The organism is Stenotrophomonas sp. YJH_SMC_123 (assembly GCF_059368215.1).
This window is the reverse complement of record NZ_JCAFRM010000008.1, coordinates 244,188-263,196: the sequence shown is the minus strand read 5'-3', so window position 1 is coordinate 263,196 and position 19,009 is coordinate 244,188. Positions and strand designations below refer to the sequence as shown.

Annotated in this window: 18 protein-coding genes; 8 read left to right on the top strand and 10 right to left on the bottom strand. The window is 67.1% G+C overall.

Annotation, left to right across the window (positions count from 1 at the left end):
* Positions 1–8: 8 nt before the first annotated feature.
* Together AC5P5W_RS17885 and AC5P5W_RS17880 are read right to left on the bottom strand one after the other, a co-directional pair.
* Positions 9–1,496: a DUF6384 family protein gene (locus AC5P5W_RS17885; RefSeq protein ID WP_049439567.1), complete on the bottom strand. Its 1,488-nt coding sequence runs from the start codon at positions 1,494–1,496 to the stop codon at positions 9–11.
* 13 nt (positions 1,497–1,509) lie between these two features.
* Positions 1,510–2,706, bottom strand: coding sequence for a cell surface protein (locus AC5P5W_RS17880; protein WP_197574984.1), 1,197 nt, complete (start codon positions 2,704–2,706; stop codon positions 1,510–1,512).
* A 302-nt stretch (positions 2,707–3,008) separates the two neighbouring features.
* On the opposite strand from AC5P5W_RS17880, the gene AC5P5W_RS17875 reads away from it, so the two are divergent.
* Together AC5P5W_RS17875 and AC5P5W_RS17870 are read left to right on the top strand one after the other, a co-directional pair.
* Entirely contained in the window at positions 3,009–3,443 is a 435-nt protein-coding gene (locus AC5P5W_RS17875; protein ID WP_075076981.1) for an EamA family transporter, read from the top strand.
* A 31-nt stretch (positions 3,444–3,474) separates the two neighbouring features.
* Positions 3,475–3,867: a DUF3224 domain-containing protein gene (locus tag AC5P5W_RS17870; protein WP_049408744.1), complete on the top strand. Its 393-nt coding sequence runs from the start codon at positions 3,475–3,477 to the stop codon at positions 3,865–3,867.
* Here the strand turns inward: AC5P5W_RS17870 and AC5P5W_RS17865 are convergent.
* The 7 genes from AC5P5W_RS17865 to AC5P5W_RS17835 form a co-directional block, all read right to left on the bottom strand.
* On the bottom strand, positions 3,864–4,379 hold the full coding sequence (locus tag AC5P5W_RS17865; RefSeq protein ID WP_197574983.1) for a DUF1697 domain-containing protein: 516 nt from the start codon (positions 4,377–4,379) through the stop codon (positions 3,864–3,866). The genes AC5P5W_RS17870 and AC5P5W_RS17865 overlap by 4 nt on opposite strands.
* Positions 4,376–5,017, bottom strand: a complete 642-nt coding sequence (locus AC5P5W_RS17860) for a response regulator transcription factor (RefSeq protein ID WP_142234801.1) — start codon at positions 5,015–5,017, stop codon at positions 4,376–4,378. Before AC5P5W_RS17860 ends, AC5P5W_RS17865 begins: the two co-directional genes overlap by 4 nt.
* Positions 5,010–6,065 (bottom strand): sensor histidine kinase, encoded by a 1,056-nt coding sequence (locus tag AC5P5W_RS17855; protein WP_495221332.1) that lies wholly within the window; start codon positions 6,063–6,065, stop codon positions 5,010–5,012. Before AC5P5W_RS17855 ends, AC5P5W_RS17860 begins: the two co-directional genes overlap by 8 nt.
* Before the next feature lie 294 nt (positions 6,066–6,359).
* Positions 6,360–7,097, bottom strand: coding sequence for an MgtC/SapB family protein (locus AC5P5W_RS17850; protein WP_005416700.1), 738 nt, complete (start codon positions 7,095–7,097; stop codon positions 6,360–6,362).
* 30 nt (positions 7,098–7,127) lie between these two features.
* Positions 7,128–9,887 carry a magnesium-translocating P-type ATPase gene (gene mgtA / locus AC5P5W_RS17845; protein WP_197575426.1) on the bottom strand — a complete coding sequence of 920 codons (2,760 nt, stop codon included), beginning with the start codon at positions 9,885–9,887 and terminating at the stop codon, positions 7,128–7,130.
* A 63-nt stretch (positions 9,888–9,950) separates the two neighbouring features.
* Positions 9,951–10,250, bottom strand: a complete 300-nt coding sequence (locus tag AC5P5W_RS17840) for a hypothetical protein (protein WP_005413574.1) — start codon at positions 10,248–10,250, stop codon at positions 9,951–9,953.
* A gap of 293 nt (positions 10,251–10,543) precedes the next feature.
* Complete coding sequence (locus AC5P5W_RS17835; protein WP_049408749.1) at positions 10,544–10,843, bottom strand: EF-hand domain-containing protein; 300 nt, start codon at positions 10,841–10,843, stop codon at positions 10,544–10,546.
* Positions 10,844–11,198: 355 nt separating this feature from the next.
* Here AC5P5W_RS17835 and AC5P5W_RS17830 point away from each other — a divergent pair, with 355 nt between their 5' ends.
* From AC5P5W_RS17830 to AC5P5W_RS17815, 4 genes are all read left to right on the top strand, one after another.
* Complete coding sequence (locus tag AC5P5W_RS17830) at positions 11,199–11,933, top strand: CS1 fimbrial subunit B flags: Precursor (protein WP_197575424.1); 735 nt, start codon at positions 11,199–11,201, stop codon at positions 11,931–11,933.
* Positions 11,934–12,058: 125 nt separating this feature from the next.
* Entirely contained in the window at positions 12,059–12,559 is a 501-nt protein-coding gene (locus AC5P5W_RS17825) for a CS1 type fimbrial major subunit (protein ID WP_049408751.1), read from the top strand.
* 58 nt (positions 12,560–12,617) lie between these two features.
* On the top strand, positions 12,618–15,137 hold the full coding sequence (locus AC5P5W_RS17820; RefSeq protein ID WP_142234797.1) for a TcfC E-set like domain-containing protein: 2,520 nt from the start codon (positions 12,618–12,620) through the stop codon (positions 15,135–15,137).
* A complete protein-coding gene (locus AC5P5W_RS17815) occupies positions 15,134–16,336 on the top strand; it encodes a hypothetical protein (RefSeq protein WP_164077678.1) in 1,203 nt (400 codons plus the stop codon). The genes AC5P5W_RS17820 and AC5P5W_RS17815 overlap by 4 nt, the downstream gene beginning before the upstream one ends.
* Positions 16,337–16,394: 58 nt before the next feature.
* Here the strand turns inward: AC5P5W_RS17815 and pip are convergent, their stop codons facing one another.
* Positions 16,395–17,342: a prolyl aminopeptidase gene (gene pip / locus AC5P5W_RS17810; RefSeq protein WP_164077679.1), complete on the bottom strand. Its 948-nt coding sequence runs from the start codon at positions 17,340–17,342 to the stop codon at positions 16,395–16,397.
* Between the two features lie 114 nt (positions 17,343–17,456).
* On the opposite strand from pip, the gene AC5P5W_RS17805 reads away from it, so the two are divergent.
* Both AC5P5W_RS17805 and AC5P5W_RS17800 read left to right on the top strand, forming a co-directional pair.
* On the top strand, positions 17,457–18,122 hold the full coding sequence (locus AC5P5W_RS17805) for a TraX family protein (RefSeq protein ID WP_197574972.1): 666 nt from the start codon (positions 17,457–17,459) through the stop codon (positions 18,120–18,122).
* A gap of 463 nt (positions 18,123–18,585) precedes the next feature.
* Positions 18,586–18,942 carry a hypothetical protein gene (locus AC5P5W_RS17800; protein ID WP_164077680.1) on the top strand — a complete coding sequence of 119 codons (357 nt, stop codon included), beginning with the start codon at positions 18,586–18,588 and terminating at the stop codon, positions 18,940–18,942.
* The last annotated feature ends 67 nt before the right edge of the window (positions 18,943–19,009 follow it).

Below are 19,009 nucleotides of genomic sequence, written 5' to 3'. Positions count from 1 at the left end.
CTTACCCATCACCATTGGGTGATGTAGCCACCGGTGGCGGGCATGCGGAACCGCGGCGACAGGCTGCCGCGCGGCTTGCTGCCGATCTGGTCGTCTTCGATGATGCCGTTGTCCTGCTTGTCGGCGGCAACCCGGTTGTAGGTGGCCTCGGGCACGCGTACGGCAAACACCGAGACCCGTTCCTCCTTGCCGGTTTCCTCGTTGCGGATCGGCAGTTCGGCAGCATTGCCGGCCTCGTCCAGCGCTTCGGTCACCAGATAGTAGTTGCGGCCACCATTGGCCTTCTCGTTGTAGCGCCAGACGCCGGTGCGTTCATCGTCACGGTTGACGATGCGGTAGACCAGGGTCTGCGACAGCAGCCCCACCAGCTGGCTGACCTCGTCCAGGGCCGGCCCGGCTTCGGCCAGCGTCTCGACCCGGATCAGGCGGGCGGCCTGCTCCAGCGCACGTTCGAAGCGCTTGCGGTCTTCGCCGGCGACACCGGTGGCGAGGCCGTCGGCCTTGAGCTGGGCCAACCGCTCGTTGAGCGCGGCCAGCGTGGCGGCGCTGCCGATCAGCTCCTTCAGGGTTGCTACCGCCTGGCCGGCCGCGGCGATGTCGCCCGCGCGCAGTGCCACGTCGCCGCCGGTGTAGGCGCGTGCGCGCGCCTGCTCTGCATCCGGCGCGAGGCGCGCCGCCTTTGCAGCGGCGTTGGTGGTATCCAGCAGCTCGCTGGCCTCGATCGCCTGGCCGAGAATGTTCACCCGCTCGGTCAGCGGCGGCAGTGTTTCCCTGGCATTCGCCAGCAGCTGCGCGGCGGCCTGCCGATGCTGCTCAACCTGCGCGGCGGCCTGCTCGCCGGTGGCACTGCCACCACTGCTGAGCCGGGTGAGCTTGTCCTTGCGCACAAGGGTCGGCTGTGCGGCCAGTGCGGCGGGAACCCCGGCGAAGCGCCGCTGTGCTTCGGCCAGCGCGGCCTGTGCGCCTTCGGCCAGTGGCTGCAGGCGCCCACCGCTGGCCGTGGCACGTGGCAGCAGCCCCTGCAGGGCCTGTTCCTGTGCCGCCAGCAGGGCGCGCGCTGCAGCAGCCTCCTGTTGCTGCGCGGCCACCTTGTCGTTCAGCACCTGCACGTTCTTCTGCACGTTGCTCTCGTGCACGAACGCTCCGAAGCTGCGTGCCATGACCAGCAGCATGCCGAGCACCAGCAGCAGGAAGGCCGCCAGCAGCGCCCACTTCAACAGGCGGGCCCGATCGATCCAGCGCCGCGCCAGCCACGCCTTCCAGCCACGCGGCGCGGTGTAGAGGTAGCGCTGCTCGCGCTGGGCCTGGATGCCGGCCTCGAGGATCTCGTCGGAGACCTCGATGCCCTGCGAGCGGTACAGCTCAAGCAGGCGCTGCTTCAGCGTCGCCTTGTCGTGGCCGCTGTCGGCCAGCGCCTTCATTTCGGCATTGCGGTAGCGCAGCTGGTCGACCACATCCATGGTCAGCAGCGCAGCCTGCAGCTCGGCAGGGGCCATCGTCGCACTCACCTCAGCGCGGCTCCGGGCTCGGCGGCGCCTGCAGCAGGGCGGCGAAGCGCTGCTTGCCCTGTTCGACATACTCGGCGATCTCGGCCGAGTCGCGGGTCGCCTGGCCGCGCAGCTGCTCGATCTCCTGCAGCGAGGTCTCCTGGAAGCGCACCACCGCATCGACCAGCTTGCGCACCGAATCGACGCCGATGGTGGCGCCGTAGCCGGCCTTCAGGCCCTCGTGCAGCACGTCATCGCCAATGTTGGCCACCGCTTCCAGGCCCTTGGAGGTGCCCTCGGTCATCGCATTGAGCGCCTGCGTGGACTCATGCAGGCCCATCTGCGTGGTGAAGGCCAGGTTCAAGGCGGTGAAGCTGGTTTCATTGGTGGAGAAGAACACCACCGAGCGCTCGTTGACGCGGCGCTTGATCTCGTGCGACTGGTGCACGCGCAGCATGATCGCCTCGGAGGTGGCGTAGTTCACCTGCAGGTTCTCGGCCAGGTCCTTGGCCAGCTGGTAGCGCGACTCCTCGGCCTGGTTGTTGCGCAGGGCCTCGTCGCGGGCCATGACCAGGCGGCCGGTATCGGCAGCATCGGCGGCCGGAACGGCCGACTCCACGCGCTGCTGCGCCTGCTTCAGCGCCTCGCGGGCATCGGCCAGCGCCTGCTCCTGCAGCTTCAACAGCTCATGGGCCTGGATCTCGGCATCCTTGATCGACAGGCGGAAGTCGCCGTACATCTCCAGCACGCGTGACTCGCGCTGCAGCTGCTCGGCCGAATCGCGGCTGACTTCCAGGAATGTGCGGCGGATCTTCTCGAACCGGCTCGGGATGTCGCCGCGGGTGACCTTCATCCACAGGTTCTGCAGGCGCTCGCCCATGTCGATCCTGCCGTCGCGCACCTGCTCGACCATGGTGCTGGCATCGTCACGGATGCTGTCGAACGCGCGGATGATCTCGGTATAGCGGTCGGACACCTTGGCCGAGCTGATTTCATCACGCATCACGGCATTGAAATGCCCGGACTGCTGCAGCACGCGGGCAATGGCCACCACGCGGCCCTGGTCAAGGGTGGACAGCTGCGAGACCAGCGCGATGGCCGGTGCGTTGTTGTCCTGGGGAGCGGCCAGGCCCAGGCTGCGCAGCGTGGCCATGGCGCGGTCGAGGTACTTGATCGGCGCGGTAGCGGCCGGCGTGGCAAGGAGGGTGTTCTCGGACATTTCGACGGCTCCGGTCAGGGCAGGCAATGAGGAACCTGCCGCGCGGAACGGGCAGGTTGCTGCGAAACGAAGGGGAAGGGGAGCGGCAGCCGTGCGGCGCACGACAGGCGGGCCCGGTCAAGGGCCGACGGCCCGGTATGGGCGAGGGTGGTGTCCTGTTCAAGCATGGCGCATTCCCTGCAGATCGCCCCCCTGGCGATTCCGTCTCATTGTAGCGGCGGTGATGGGCAGGTGAAGCCCCACCGATGGCAGGGTGGAGTAGCGTTGGCGCACGCTCATCGGTTGCGGCAAGCGAGGGCTTCGTGCAGAACGTACCGCAATGGTTGCTCTGGGCGGGACTGTCCGCCGTGTTCGCAGCGCTGACTGCGCTGTTCGCCAAGGTCGGCGTCAAGGGCGTCGACCCGGACCTGGCCATGGCCATCCGTACCCTGGTGGTGGCGGCGGTGATCCTGCCGCTGGTGATGGTCACCGGCAAATGGTCCAATCCATTGCTGCTGCCGGGGCGCACCCAGCTGTTCCTGGTGCTGTCGGCGCTGGCCACCGGTGCGTCGTGGCTGTTCTACTTCCGCGCACTACAGAGCGGTGAGCTGGCCAAGGTGGCCGTGGTGGACAAGTTCAGCGTGGTGCTGGTGATCGTGCTGGCCTATCTTCTGCTGGGCGAGCGGCCCAGCCTGCGGGAGTGGAGCGGCATCGGCCTGGTGCTGGCCGGGGTGATCGTGCTGGCCACGAAGAAGTAGCAGCGTTGAACCGACCAGAGGGGAGAGCAGGATGCAGGGCGAAGCACACGGTACGTTTGAAGTGGATCTGCGGCCGATCGGTGGCAATGACGGCCCGATTGCGGTGATGTCGATCAACAAGACCTTCGCCGGCGACCTGCACGGCAGCAGCGTCGGCCAGATGCTGGCCTTCCGCACGCCGGTGCAGGGCTCGGCCGGCTACGTGGCGATGGAGCGGGTAACGGCCACGCTGGCCGGGCGCCAGGGTGGGTTCACCCTGCAGCACAACGGGTTGATGACCCGTGGCACGCCGCAGCTGAGCGTGGTGGTGGTGCCCGATTCGGGCAGTGAAGGACTGCTCGGCCTGAGCGGCACGCTGGAGATCACCATCAGCGAGGGCCGCCATGACTACCGGCTGGTCTACAGCCTGCCGGAAGAACCCTAGCGGAGTTCCGCTGCCATCGCCGCTAGCCTGGCGACGGTGTTGAGGTTGCGCGCCGTGCCCTGTGCCGAGCCGGGAATGCGCAGGCGCGAGTCGGCCATGCCGGCGCCGTAGTGGATGAAGATCTCGCGCGTGCCGAGTGCAAGCTGTTCGTCGCGCCGGCCGGTCACGCCATCAAGCGGGTCGGCAGGCAGGCTGCCGTCGAGGAACAGGGCGACCGCACGGTTGCCGGCGGCCTGCGGAAACGGATTGCGTGCCACCACGCCTGCGATCTCGCTGGCCGAGCGCACCAGTACGCCTACCGGCTTGCCGGCATATTCCTGGAGCCGCTGGCCGAGGGCCTGGCGCACGCCCGCCTCGTCGAGCGAGCTGCGCAACACCACGTTGCCGCTGGCGATGTACGTGCGGACATCGGCGAAGCCTGCGTCCTCGCACATCGCCACCAGTTCGCGCATCGGCAGCCTGCCGGTGCCGCCGACGTTGACCGCGCGCAGCAAGGCGACGTGGATGTTCATGGCGTCCCCGCCTGCAGGCGGTCGTACATGCGCACCAGATCGACCAGGGTGCGCGCGCCCATCTTGCGCATCACCTGCGCGCGGCGCACCTTCACCGTGATCTCGCTGACGCCGAGGTCGCCGGCGATCTGCTTGTTGAGGCGGCCACGCACCACGCCATCGACCACCTCGCGCTCACCCGCGTTGAGCGTGTTCCAGCGCTGCTGCAGGGCATCGAGCGCCTCGCCCTCGCGGCGGCGCTGGCGGTCGATCTCGATGCCCTTGTGGATCGCATCCAGCAGTTCCTGGTCGCGAAAGGGCTTGGTCAGGAATTCGATGGCACCGTCCTTGATCGCGTTGACACCCATCGCGATGTCGCCGTGGCCGGTGATGAACACCACGGGGAGCTGCAGGCCATGGCTGCCCATCGTGCGATGGAATTCAAGACCGCTCTGGCCGGGCATGCGCACGTCCAGCACCAGGCACGCCGGCGCGTCTTCCAGGTCGTGCTCGAGGAAGGCCTGGGTGGAGGCGAAGGCCCGCACCTGCAGGCCCATCGAGGCCAGCAGGTCTTCCAGCGCCGCGCGCACCGACGGATCGTCGTCGACCACATAGACAATGGGCGCCGGATCGGCGATGGCTGCAGTGGGCTTACGCATGGTGGACATCCGTGGCGACGGGCAGGTCGAAGACGAAGCAGGCACCGCCGCCTGCCGGTCGTTCGGCGCGGATCTGGCCGTCGTTGGCCTCGATCATCGAGCGGCTCAGGCTGAGGCCCAGCCCCAACCCGTGTGACTTGGTGGTCCAGAACGCGTCGAACACGCGCTCGCGATGCTCGGCGGGCAGGCCGACGCCACGATCGCGTACGCTGAGGCTGACCCGTTGGCCCTCACGCCGGGTCAGCAGCGACAGACGCCGGTCGCCTGCGGGTACGGCTTCCATTGCATCCACCGCATTGAGGATCAGGTTACCGATCACCTGCTGCACCTGTACGCGATCGGCCTGCACCGGCGGCAGGTCGGCGTCCAGCAGCAGGGCCACGGCCACGCCATGCTGGTCCAGTTCGCTGCGCGACAACGCCAGCATTTCCTCCACCGCCTGGTTCAGGTCGAAGGCGCGCCGTTCCGGTGCCGCGCCCTGGGTCAGGCCGCGGATGCGGGCGATCACGTCACCGGCGCGGTGCGCGTCCGCCAGGATGCGGGCTACGGTCTGGCGGGCCTTGTCCACGTTCGGTGGGTCCTGCGCCAGCCAGCGCTGGCAGGCTTCGGCGCTGCTGGCGATGGCCGCCAGCGGCTGGTTCACTTCATGGGCGATGGAGGTGGTGAGTTCGCCCACGGTGGAGGCGCGCGCTACCCGCAGCAGGCGACCCTGCGCTTCCTGCACGGCCGCCTTGGCCGCTTCCATGTTCAGGGCGAGGTAGGTGGTGATGCCGATCACCAGCATGCCGATCACCGAATTGACCAGGCCGATGCGGTAGGTGCCGAAGCGGGTCAGGAAGAAACTCAGCCCGGTCAGTCCGATGCAGGCGATGGCAAGGGTGATCAGCCCGCGCGCGCCCAGCACGCGCGATGCCGCGAGGATGACCGCTGCGTAGAAGCAGGCAGCAGCAACCGCGTAGTCGGTGATGGTGTCGATCAGGAAGATCGCGGCCATCACGACGATCAGGGCCAGCAGCACCAGCGGGCGGCGGGGCGACAGCGATGGCATCGGGACGGCTCCCTGGCGTGGGGTGAAAGGATAGCAAAGCCGCCATCGGCAGATGCCGATCCTGGTCGGCAGGCTCTTTTGCTGTGGGTGCCGACCGTTGGTCGGCACAAGCCAGAACGATGCCTGGTAGTGCCGGCCGCTGGCCGGCAACTGCACGGTGTTGCCGGAGCTCATGAGGTTGCCGGCCAGCGGCCGGCACTACCGCAGGGATGGACACGGTCTCTGAAGGTTCTCTGCCGACCAAGGTCGGCACCTACCAAAGCGGTGCACGGTGTTGCCGGCCAGCGGCCGGCACTACTCCTCCAGGCTGGCGTTCCAGAATCCCTGCAGCACACCGGGCGTGGTCGCCAGCGTCGCAAGTACGGCGTCCAGTTCGCCGGCATCCACCGTGGTGGCATACAACACCGCCTCGATCTCCACATCGCGCTCGCCGAACGGGCGCTGGTCCACCGCGCGCACCGGGTACTGCGCCTGCTCAAGCAGCAGCAACAGCTGGTCCAGCACCTCGGCCTGCTGTTCGCGCTGGCAGACCACGTTGATCGCATAGGTCGCCTCGCTGAACGCTTCCGGCAGCGGCTGCCGCTGGATGCGGTTCACCACCGGCCGCAGCAGGGTATTGGCGGCCAGCACGAACACCGCCGCGAGCACTGCTTCGGGCAGCAGCTTGATACCTGCACATGCTCCCACCGCCGCCGATCCCCACAGGGTGGCGGCGGTGTTCAGGCCGGACACCTGCGCGCCGTCCTTCATGATCGCGCCGGCGCCGAGGAAGCCGACGCCGGAGATCACATAGGCCACCACATGCAGCGGCGAGGGTGGTCCGCCGTACAGGTCATGGAAGCGCACCGCCAGATCGACGAACACTGCCGCACCCACCGCCACCAGCGTATTGGTACGCAGGCCGGCGGTGCGTTGCCGCAGCTGCCGCTCCAGGCCGATGACCGTGCCCAGCACGAATGCCACCGACAGGCTGATCAGCGAGCTGAGCGTGGCGCCGGCGTTGAACGCCGGCAGGTTCGGATTGATGTCCATTGTGTTTCTCCCTGGACAAGCGGCGGGCGCTTACTGCCAGCCGTAACGACGGATGTAGAACTTCTTCAGCGCGGTGGTCAGCACCGCATAGCCGAACAGGATCGCCACCAGGAACGGCCAGTAGCCGGCCGGCAGGGCCTGAAGCTTGAAGTAGCCGGCCAGCGGGCTCATCGGCAGGGCCACGCCGATGGCCATGATCAGGCCGGTCATCAGCAGCAGTGGCGGCGCGGCGATGCTCTGCAGGAACGGCACCTTTGGCGTGCGGATCATGTGCACGATCAGGGTCTGGGTCAGCAGGCCGACCACGAACCAGCCGGACTGGAACAGGCCCTGGTCGGCCGGCGTGCGTGCATCGAACACGTACCACATCAGCGCGAAACAGCTCAGGTCGAAGAGCGAGCTGATCGGCCCGAAGAACACCATGAAGCGGCCGATGTCCGCCGGGTTCCACTTCAGCGGCTTGCGTACCAGTTCCTCATCCACGTTGTCGAACGGAATGGCGATCTGCGAGATGTCATACAGCAGGTTCTGCACCAGCAGCTGCAGCGGCAGCATCGGCAGGAACGGCAGGAAGGCCGAGGCCACCAGCACCGAGAACACATTGCCGAAGTTGGAGCTGGCGGTCATGCGGATGTACTTCAGCATGTTGTTGAACGTACGCCGGCCCTGGATGACGCCTTCCTCCAGCACCATCAGGTTCTTTTCCAGCAGGATGATGTCGGCCGCCTCCTTGGCGATGTCCACCGCGCTGTCCACGCTGATGCCGATATCGGCTGCGCGCAGCGCCGGCGCATCGTTGATGCCGTCACCGAGGAAGCCGACCACCTTGCCCTGCGCCCGCAGCTCGCGTACCAGCCGCTCCTTGTGCAGCGGCGTCAGCCGGGCAAACACGCGATGGTGGTGCAGCGCCCGCGACAGCGCGCCGTCGTCCATGCGCTCGATCTGCGGGCCGGTCAGGATGGTGTCCGCGTCCAGCCCCACCTGTGCGCAGACACGGGCGGTCACCAGTTCGTTGTCGCCAGTGAAGACCTTGACCTCGACACCGTGTGCGGCCAGCGCCTGCAGCGCCTGCGCAGCCGACTCCTTCGGCGGGTCCAGGAAGGCCACGTAGCCGACCAGCGTCAAACCGCACTCGTCCGCTTGCGAGTAGGCGCTCTGACTGGCCGCGGTCTCCTTCATCGCCACCGCCACCACGCGCAGGCCCTGTTCGTTCAGTTCCTCGGTGGTCTGCCGCACCCGCGCCAGGCGGCGCTCGTCCAGTGGCATGTCCTGGCCGTTCTCGCGCACGGTGCTGCACACCGCCAGCATCTCTTCCACCGCGCCCTTGCAGATCAGCTCATGGTGGTCCTCGCGCTCGGACACCACCACCGACATGCGGCGGCGCTCGAAGTCGAACGGAATCTCGTCCACCTTGTGGTAGTCCTGCGACAGCCGCAGCGAACTCTGCAGCTCCACGTGCTCCAGCACCGCGCGGTCCAGCAGGTTGATCAGCCCGGTCTGGAAGTGGCTGTTGAGGTAAGCGAACTTCAGCACGTCTTCCGAATCGTGACCGAACACATCGGTGTGGCGCTCCAGCGCGATCCTGTCCTGGGTGAGCGTGCCGGTCTTGTCGGTGCACAGCACTTCCATCGCGCCGAAGTTCTGGATCGCATCCAGGCGCTTGACGATCACCTTGCGCCGCGACAGCAGCACCGCACCCTTGGCCAGGGTGGAGGTGACGATCATCGGCAGCATCTCCGGCGTCAAGCCCACCGCCACCGACAGCGCGAACAGGAACGCCTCGGTCCAGTCACCCTTGGTCCAGCCGTTGATCAGCAGCACGAACGGCACCATCACCAGCGCGAAGCGGATCAGCAGCCAGCTGACACTGTTGACGCCGGCCTGGAACGCGGTGGGCGCACGATCGGTGGCGGTGCTGCGCTGGGCCAGCGTGCCGAAGTAGGTGCGGTTGCCGGTGGCCAGCACCACGGCGGTGGCGGTGCCTGACACCACGTTGGTGCCCATGAACAGCAGGTTGTGCTGCTCCAGCAGGCCAGCCAGGCCGTCGCCGGGGTGCGCGAACTTTTCCACCGGCAGCGACTCGCCGGTCATTGCGGCCTGCGCCACGAACAGGTCCTTGGCGGTCAGTACGCGGCAATCGGCCGGAATCATGTCACCGGCCGACAGCACGATGTGGTCACCGGGCACCAGCTCACGGATCGGCAGGTCCAGCAGGCGAGCCGGACGACGGCTGTGCAGGTGGGCGCCGAAGTACTGGTCGGCCACATCGGCGGCCTCGGTGCCCGGATTGCGGCGCAGCACGCGCGCGGTGTTGCCGACCAGCGCCTTCAGCCGCTCGGCGGCACGGTTGGAGCGGCCTTCCTGCACGAAGCGGATCAGCGTGGACAGCAGTACCATCGCACCAATCACGATCGTGGCCTTGATGTCCTCGGTCAGCCAGGACACCGCCGCCAGTACGGTCAGCAGCAGGTTGAACGGATTGCGGTAGCACTGCCACAGGTGCCGCCACCACGGCAGCGGCTTTTCGTGATCCACCTCGTTGGGGCCGAGCGTGGCCAGCCGCTCCTCGGCTTCATGCGGGCTGAGGCCATCGGCATGCGACTCCAGCGTGGCCAGCAGCTCGGCTTCCTCCTGCTGGGCAAGGGTGATCAGGCCGGTGGTAAGCGCGAACGGCGCCGCTTCGGCGCTGCCCGGGCCAAAGCCGGCTTCGGGCATCGCACGACGGCGGAACAGGTTGCCTGCGCGACGGCTGCGCAGGAAGGCGTTGAACCAGGCGTTGAGCAGGCTCATGGGACGCTCCTCGAATGTCAGAGCCGGCCGCAGCCGGAACACGAACGGAATGGGTGAGACAGTTCAGGCGTGGCGCATCGCCAGCACCGCCGGCGACCACGGCTGCATGTGCAGGCGCTGGCTGCCACCAATGCACAGCGGCTTCATCGCATCGCGCAGCGGGTAGGGCAGATGGCGCAGCACGGTGATCCGCTCGCTGATCGGCAGCAGCGACAGCGCGTCGGCCACCACGCGCGGCGAACCGAGCGACAGCGAACGGGCAAACATGACCGGTCCGTGCTGCAGCAGCTGGCTGCGCAGGGCGGCAACATCGCGCTCACCGATCAGGCGGCGCAGGGTGATGTAGAGGATCTTGTAGGACATGGGGGCGATCTCCAGGCAGGCGGCACCTGGCGGTCCCCCGTCACTCAGGCAGGCAGGGACCGGCGGGCAGGCGCCAGGAACAGGCAACAAGCGGGCATCCGGGGCGCGGTGCGCCCGGCAGGGTCGGGGTCCATCTGCGTCTCCATGAGGGGAGGGGGCCGGCCAGGGTTGCCCTGGCCAGTGGCGCTATTGTCCGCCCCTGAATGGGGTAGTCCTAGAGGCCCGTGGGTTAGCCCGGCTATACCTTGGTATAGCCGGGCGTATGCGGTGCCGATCGAGGGTTCAGTGGTGGGTCAATGCGCGCCGCTGGTCTGCTTGCAGACGTCGTACTCGCCACGGGTCAACGTCTTGTCACGGTCGGTATCGCAGGCATGCAGGCGCTCGGCCCAGTCGGGTGCCACGGCATCCACTTCGGCCAGCGTGACGATGCCGTCCTTGTCCTTGTCCAGCGACTCATACGGCGGTATCAGCTTCACTTCGGTGACGTCCTCGGCGGCGGTGGCCTTGCTCGCCTCCTGGGTTCTGGAACAGGCGCCCAGCAGCAGGCCGATGGTGATGAGGAGGACAGCAGAAACGCAGCGAATACCGGTCATGACAGGCTCCAGAATTGGGGGCGCGGGCCATGGCTGTGGATGGCCACGGCCGGATCTTCGGCCCGGGTCCGTAAGCGAACTGCGAAGAACCGGCGGGGTCGCCATGCAGCGGTGGGCGCCCGTTCACCCGCACGCCCCATGCGTGTGCCAGCCGCCGATGCTGATCCAGGGCGTGCCGTCGCGATGTGCAACGGGCCAGACCGCCGCGGCCGAGTGCGCGGACAGGATTTCCGGGTTGACCTGGGCGGAGCCACTTTGCGAGGTCGGAAATATCTGACCTTTTTGCAAGTTGTTGCATGGCCTGATTGTAAAGATGCCGTGAAACTAATCGCTCGCCTCTCCCCGCGGGTTCGTCATGCAACGCGCACTCCTTCTCCTCCTGCTGGCCCTGTTCGCCAGCAGTGCCCAAGCCACGACACCACAGATCAATGTGGGCCTCCTGTTCGATCATCTTGCGCCAGCGCACAGCAACCTGCTCAAGCGCATACGCAATACCGGTGGTGTGACCGCATACGTGCGCGTTGAGGTCACCGAGATGCACTTCGATGCAGACGGCAAGGTTGTCGAAACGCCGGTGGACACCGTGGCGCTGGTACGCAATGCACCTGGCGCGCACGGGGTGATCGCCAGCCCCAGCCGCCTGATCATTGCCGCCAATGGCCAACAGGCGACGCGCCTGGTCTATCGCGGTGACCGCGATGAGGAGCGCTACTACCGACTGCGCTTCATTCCGGTGGTGCCGAGCGGCGAGGAGTTTTCGCTCAGTGATGCGCAGGTGCAGGAGATCACCGGGCTGACTTCGGCAGTTCGCGTGTTCACCGGCTACGGCACCATCCTGTTCGTGGCACCGCGGAACACGCGCTATGACACCCGTGTGCAGGACGGTCACGTGCACAACGGTGGCAACGCCACGGTGGTGCTGGACAACCTGCGTTACTGCGAGCGAAGCAGTCCGGATGCCTGCACGCCCGGCATCATCGTCCATGTCCGGCCCGGGCGAACCTATGCGCTGCAGGCCGACGACAGCCGGTTCGCCCGCTACGACCTGAGGGAGGGCGACGACCGCCGCAGCATCGACTCGCGCCGCTGATCGTCCGCCCATCTCCCCTTTCTGCAACGTCCCCACCGGGTTCGCCAGGCGCCCGGCGGGGAGGCTGTGTCTTCGTCCTGGCGTCGTATCCCATCGTATCCATCCACCGATCCCGGAGCATTTCCATGTCCCTGAAGAAGTACGCCCTGGCTGCAGCCGCTGCAGCCCTCATCGCACCGGCTGTCAGCCTGGCAGCCACCGAATCCAAGTCGATCACCGTCAACGTGACCGCCGACGTCCCGAACACCGCTGGCCTGCAGGTGTCCACGCCTGACGGCTGGGAAGGCCTGCCGCAGAACCTGCCGTGGGACACCGCGCGCGAAACGCTGGGCGAACTGACCGGGCGCGTCATCAACATCAAGTCGCCGGCTGCCATCACCGCCTACCTGACGTCGCCGGCACAGATGGCGTCGGCCGCAGACGTCGTGGACCTGGTGGTGAAGCTGGACAACGTGGAGGTTCCGGCAACCGCCGCCGCCAAGATCACCGTTGCCAACGCGGCCCAGGCCGCCGCGGGCAAGTCGCTGGCCTTCGCCATTGCGCCGACTGCGCCGACGGGCGGCTACAAGCAGGGCAGCTACGGCGGCCAGTTCCACATGATCTTCGAAAGCGACATTACCCCCTGAGTCCTTTCAGGCGCCCCGTCGCATCCAATGATGCGGCGGGGACGCCGGAACAGCGCCCATGCTCTCGTCCTCCAACCACCGTCGATTCCGACTGGCCCGGCTCGCGACCGCGATCGGTGCCGTGGTCCTTGCCACCTCAGCGCATGCGGCCGGCCTCGCGCCGGGCGAGCTGCCCAGCCTGCTGCAGCAGCGCGAACGCATGCCGGCCGAATTCCGCGAGCACCTGTTTGGCAACCCGCTCACCGTGCGCGTGGAGCTGGACGGCCAGTATCTGGGTGACGCCGAGGTTCTGCTGCACGAAGACAACCGGGTGCAGGTGATCGGCTTTGGTGACAGCCACGAAAGCCGGCTGGCACAGACCGAGCGTGCCCGTTGGGGCGAGCAGCTCGCTGAACCGATGGCGCTGGGCGTATGCAGGCAGCAGTGCCGGGGCATGGCAGCGCTGCACTACAGTCTGTCCAACTCGCTGCTGAGCGTGCTGACGCCTGCCGGCGCGCAGAAGGAGGGGCGCCACATCGCCTTGCCGGACGCGGGCAGCCGGGGGTTGATCGTGCGCAACAGTCTTGCCGTGCACGGCGGCCAGGAACAGCAGGCCACCGTACGCTACAGCGCCGAACTGCGCGGCAGTGCCGGCCACTGGAGCACGGTTGGCAGCTACCAGTACTACGCCCAGCCCGGCAGCAGCGAGCACTACCTCAGTGCCCTGTATGCCCAGCGCGAACTGGGCGATCACTTCGTTCGCGCCGGCTACTTCCTGCCCACCTTCGAGGGCATTGTGCGCCAGCCCCGAGCACCGGGTACGCAGAACGATACGGCGCTGGGCCTGATGTTCGGATCCTCGGACGTACTGCTGGCCGATACGCGAAGCCCCAGCGTCTATCCCGTCTATGTCACCGCCAGCGGCGAAGGCGTGGTGGAGATCTACCGCGACGGGAACCTGCTGTCCACGCAGGCCGTCAAGCCCGGCATCCAGGAAATCGATACGCGCCGACTACCCGGCGGCATCTACGATGTGGAACTGCGGGTGGTCCAGGACGGCCGCGAAGCGTCCCGCGAAAGCGCCTCCATCCACAAGCCCAGCCGCTGGCAGGATCCCAGCCGGCGGTGGCGCTACAGCGCGTTCGCAGGGCAGCAGCGCGGGTTGCTGGCCAGCGCCGGAAGCGCCCGCGAGGGCGGCGCCGCGGCCGGTGCCGTGGTCAATTACCTGTTGCACTCCCGTGCGGTGGCCGGGGCCACCGTGCAGCGGATCGGCGCGCGGCATTCGGCGGGTGTGTCGATGGACTGGCAGGCCAGTGACCGCTTCAGCACGTACACCAATGTCTATACCTCCAGCGACGCCGGGCGCGGCGTGGACCTGCAGGGCCTGTACCGCTATCGTGCCGGCTCGGTGGTGGCCAACCATGCGCGCGGTTGGGTGGAACAGCGCGAGCGCGTCGTGGCGGATGCCGGCAGCGCACCACGCTGGGAGACCCGCGGCGGCTGGCAGGACACAACGGCCGTCTCGATCACGCATCGTTTCGGGCACCGTGATACCGCCAGCGTGCGCGTGGCCCGCAGTTCGGGCTTCACGCGCGGGACCGGCATCGATGTCTCTTACGGGCGCCGGGAGACGGTGTTCGGCAAGCACGATGTCAACTGGCGCGTTTCCGCCTATGACCGCCCTGGCGCCCGCTACACAGGCTACCGGCGGCAACGCGGCATCGACCTGACGGTCAGTGTCTCGCTGGGCAGCGATCGACGCAGCTACAGCGGCAGCCTGGGCAGCCGCACCGGCGATGCCGGTCGCCGCGATACCTATGTGACCGCCTCCTCCACACAGCGCGTGGACGGCGCCGTACTGCAGAGCGTGAATGGCGCGGTCACCGCCGAACGGGGCGGGCTGGGCGCAGGCGCGGGTGCCTCGCTGCAGAGCGCGTTTGTGGAGGGTGACATGCAGGTCTACCGCAGCGCGGCGTCGGGCCGCATCAGCGGCACCGCCAACCTCGACAGCACCGTGGTCATTGGCGGTGGGCGCGCCGCCGTGCTGGGGCAGGGGCGCGGCAGAAGCGCCGACACCGGGCTGATTGTCGATGTCCGCAGCGATTATCCCGATCTTGCCCTGCGTGCGGACGACAGCCACGGCGGCGGCGTTGCGCTGCGCCCGGGCCGCAACTTCGTTCCGGTGGCCGCGTATCGCGCAGGCCACGTGCAGTTCGACTTCCAGGGGCGGCATGCGCCGTCGGCAACGCTGCAGCCCTCGGTCGTCAGCTATCACCTCAACAAGGGGGGCGTGATGCATGCCACGCTGGACGTGCTGCGCACCTTCACCGTCATGGGCCAGGTACTGGATGCAGACGGCAACGGTGTGCGCGGCGTGCAGGTGATCAACCACGCCGGCCGCGGCGTCAGCCAGGAGGATGGCTTCTTTACCCTGGAACTGAGCGCCCGTGCCCCGGTGGTGGAGTTGCGTTACCCCAACATGGTCAGCTGCACGCTGACGATGGAGGAGGGGCGCTACCCCAGGGAAGGGGATGTGTTGATGGTGGGGGCGACGGGATGCCCGCCGTCGATCGCGAGAACCGAGGAACATGCGAAATGAGAATCCGCTCGCTGATGGCGGCGCTGCGAGGCGCGGCGCTGGTCGCGCTTGGGATGGGGTCAGCAACGCAGGCGCCTGCGGCAGAAGTGCTGGTCACGGCAGAGTTTGCCCCGTCAGCCCTGGACCCGGGCCGGATGGTCTTCCGTAATACAACGCCGCGCGGCACCTACTGCTCGTGGCGCCCAGAGTTCTGCACTGACGATGGTGCCTACTCTGTCGATGTTCCGCTGCAGTGGAGCAAGACCTACGTGCACAATGGTGACGTTCGTCAGCGCTTCTATCTTGGATTGCCCGCTGCTCGGTCGGTCATGCTACGGAACACCACCACGGGTTCTGAAGCTGAAGTACGAATCGCGATAGCCACCGTCAGCGGTCATATGACGCCTGGGGGTGGAACCAATCCCGTATACACACGATCAGTACGCGGAGGCTGTCGCTACGTTTATACGGCTGGCGTCGGATCATTTGTCAGGTTCGGATGGATCGTCAGCAATCCAGAGACGCCGGTGCCGTGCAACTCGCAAGGAGATGCAGCACTTCCACACCCGGCCGATTATGCGATGTCTTGGTTCGGCTTGGGTCTTCTCATAACTGCACCTTCGCCCCTGTCCCTGAGCGATGGCATCTATGAAGGTGCGTTGACCTACACTGCAGGAGGCGCGGGCAGCGACATCGACTTTGGCGATGATGTCACCACCGAGCCGATCACGTTGAAGTTCCGCTTCACGGTATCCCACCAGTTCCAGGTACGTTTCCCCAGCGACAATCCGCAGGTGCACCTGGCGCCGGAGGACGGTTGGGCGCAGTGGACCGATCAGGGCCGTGCCCCGGCACGCCTCTTTCAGGAGCTGCCATTCCATCTGACCAGCTCGATGGACTTCAGCATGAAGCTGCGCTGTGAGCACGACGCAGGCACTCGCTGCGGCATTCGCAACCACGCGCTTGGGGAGGTTGTACCGGTGGATGTGGACGTCACCCTGCCCGGCATGCGCAATCTGCGCGATGGGCGCCCGGCGCAGGATACACCGCTGTCGCCCGACGACGCACAGGCGCCGCGCTTCACACCGGATGGCTATCTGATGCAGCGGCGGTCGACCTTGCGGTTCACCGCAGGACGGGACGCCGTAACAGAGATGCTGAAGGCGCCAGGCTTGCATTGGGAAGGCAACATGACCGTGGTGTTTGACGCCAACCCGTAGTCGCACGCAGGAGTGTGTTGCGGGGGTGCCGGCCAGCGGCCGGCACTACCCCAGGCGTTCAGAACCGGTCGGCAAAGGCATCCGTCGCCCGCACCAGCGCATCGACCGTGGCCGGCTCGTTGGCGCTGTGGCCGGAGGTCACCATCTCCAGGCGCGCTTCCGGCCAGGCCTTCGCCAGGTCCCACGCGCTGCGCGGCGGGCAGATGATGTCGTAGCGCCCCTGCACGATCACGCCGGGCAGGTGGCGGATGCGATCGATGTTGCGCAGCAGCTGGTCCGGCTCCAGGAAGATGCCGTTGCGGAAGTAGTGCGCTTCGATGCGGGCCTTCGCCAGGGTATCCAGCGGATCATCGGTGGATTCGGCATCCACGTCGTGCTGCAGGGTGGCCGCATTGTCTTCCCAGCCCAACCAGGCCTGCGCGGCTTCGATACGGGTTGCTTGATCCGGGCCATCCATGCGCGCCCAGTAGGCCGCGATCATGTCGTCACGCTCGGCTGCCGGGATATAAGCCTCGTAGCGGTCCCAGCGCTCCGGGAAGATCCAGCGCGCACCGCCATCGGCCTCGGCGAACCAGCGGTTCTCGATCTCACGACCGAGGAACACGCCACGCACGATCAGGCCGGTGGCGCGTTCCGGATGCGCCTGCGCGTAGGCCAGCGACAGCGTGGAGCCCCACGAGCCGCCATAGACCAGCCAGCGCTCGATGCCCAGGTGCTCACGCACCTTTTCGATGTCCGCCACCAGGTCCTGCGTGGTGTTGTCGCGCAGCTCGCCGAACGGCGTGGAACGGCCGCTGCCGCGCTGGTCGATCAGCACGATGCGGTAGCGCGCCGGGTCGAAGAAGCGCCGATGGGTCGGCGAGATACCGGCGCCCGGGCCACCGTGCAGGTACACCACCGGAATGCCCTCCGGCGTGCCGCACTCTTCGATATGCAGCGCGTGCAGATCGCTCACCGGCAGGGTGAATTCGCGGTAGGGCTCGATGGCCGGGTACAGGGTGCGCATGGCAGGTATCTCACAAGCAGGGGCGGCCAGCATAGCGCCGCCATCTACGGCTTGCAGTGGCGGGCTCCTGCGCGGCGCTGGAAATGCGCTGGCCGATGCGCATAAGCTTCCGCGATGCAAGCGACCACGACCGCGACGTCCACGTTCAATCTCAGCCTTGGCAGCGGCGCGCGCGAGCTGTTGAAGTGGATCGCGCTGCTGGCCATGACCGGCGACCACATGGCCAAGGTGGTCTTCGGGGGCTACGTGCCGGTGGTCAGCGAACTGGGGCGTATCGCCTTCCCGCTGTTCGCGCTGGTGATGGCCTGCAACCTGGCCCAGCCGGGCGCCGACCTGCGCAAATCGATCCGCCGGCTGGCGCTATGGGGGCTGATCGCGCAGCCGTTGCACGCCTTCGCGTTCGGTTCCTGGCTGCCGCTCAACATCCTGCTCACCTTCACCTTGGCGGCGGTGGCCGTGCATGCGCTTGCGAACCATCGGCCTGTGCTGCTGTTGCTGGCTGCGGGTGTGCTGCCGATGTTCGTGGACTACCAGTGGGCCGGCGTTGGCGCCGTGTTGCTGGCCTGGATCGCGTTCCGGCATCGGGCGTGGTGGCCGCTGCTGGTCGCGCTTGCGGCGGCGTGCTGGGCCAACCACAACGGCTGGGCACTGCTGGCCGTTCCGGTGGTCGTGCTGGCCACGCGGGTGCCGTGGCAACTGCCGCGCTGGCGCTGGATGTTCTATGGGTACTACGTGGGACATCTGGCGGTGCTGGCGTTGATTGCCCATCTGCTTGTGTAATGTCGGAACTGGCGTGTCGCGCGTCTTGAAAGCCGGATGCGGTCAAGGAACGCGTGGTGCCGATGCGGGTGGAGAACGCCGCCGTTGGCATGGCGCAAGTTGTTGAATCTTCGGCTCGATTGTCGATATGCGACAATGCGGCCACTGCGTGAACGTTGCTGTCTTTGCACTTGGGTTGTTGGCGCCTGCCACCCCGTTGTGCACATGATGGGGTGCCACCGAAAAAGGGTGGCCGGGGCCTGGAAACCCCGTTGAGTAAGTGCTGTTTACGCTTGCCAGCCGGCGTCGCCTTGCGCGGCGTCGGCTGGCATTCCGTTCGCGTTCCATGGCGGGCGGTGCGTGGAGGTGGGCGCAAGCCCACCGCCCGGGTATAGCACTGACTCACGGGATTTCCAGCCACGCACCGTCCGCCGCCTTGATTGTTAAGGGTGGTGGTCCCGCATGCCTTGCACGGAGACCTGCCATGAACGCATCGGAGTTCCCCCATCAGCACGCCCCGGCCAATGCCGATGAAGGCCACGACATCCCGCCCGATCCCAACAACCTGACGGCCCTGCTGCATCGCATCGGGTTGGGCGCGGCTGCCGACGGCCAGCCCTGGCCCGAGCGCCATCAGCTGCCGGGCCGGTGCCTGGCGTTGGCCGACGCCGACGGTGCACTGGCCGGGCTGCGTATCGTGCAGGAGATCCTGCTGGCGGCCGAACGCGCCCGCCAGAATGGCGCCCCGGAACAGTACGTGGGCGATCGCGTAATGGAAGGGCTGAAGCTGGCGGCATTGGCGTTGACCAGCCACGCCATCTATCGCCTGCATCCGGAATGACACGTAGATCCACGCCATGCGTGGATGCCGTTCGCGGATTGCCCGACGTCCTGTAGAGCCGAGCCTA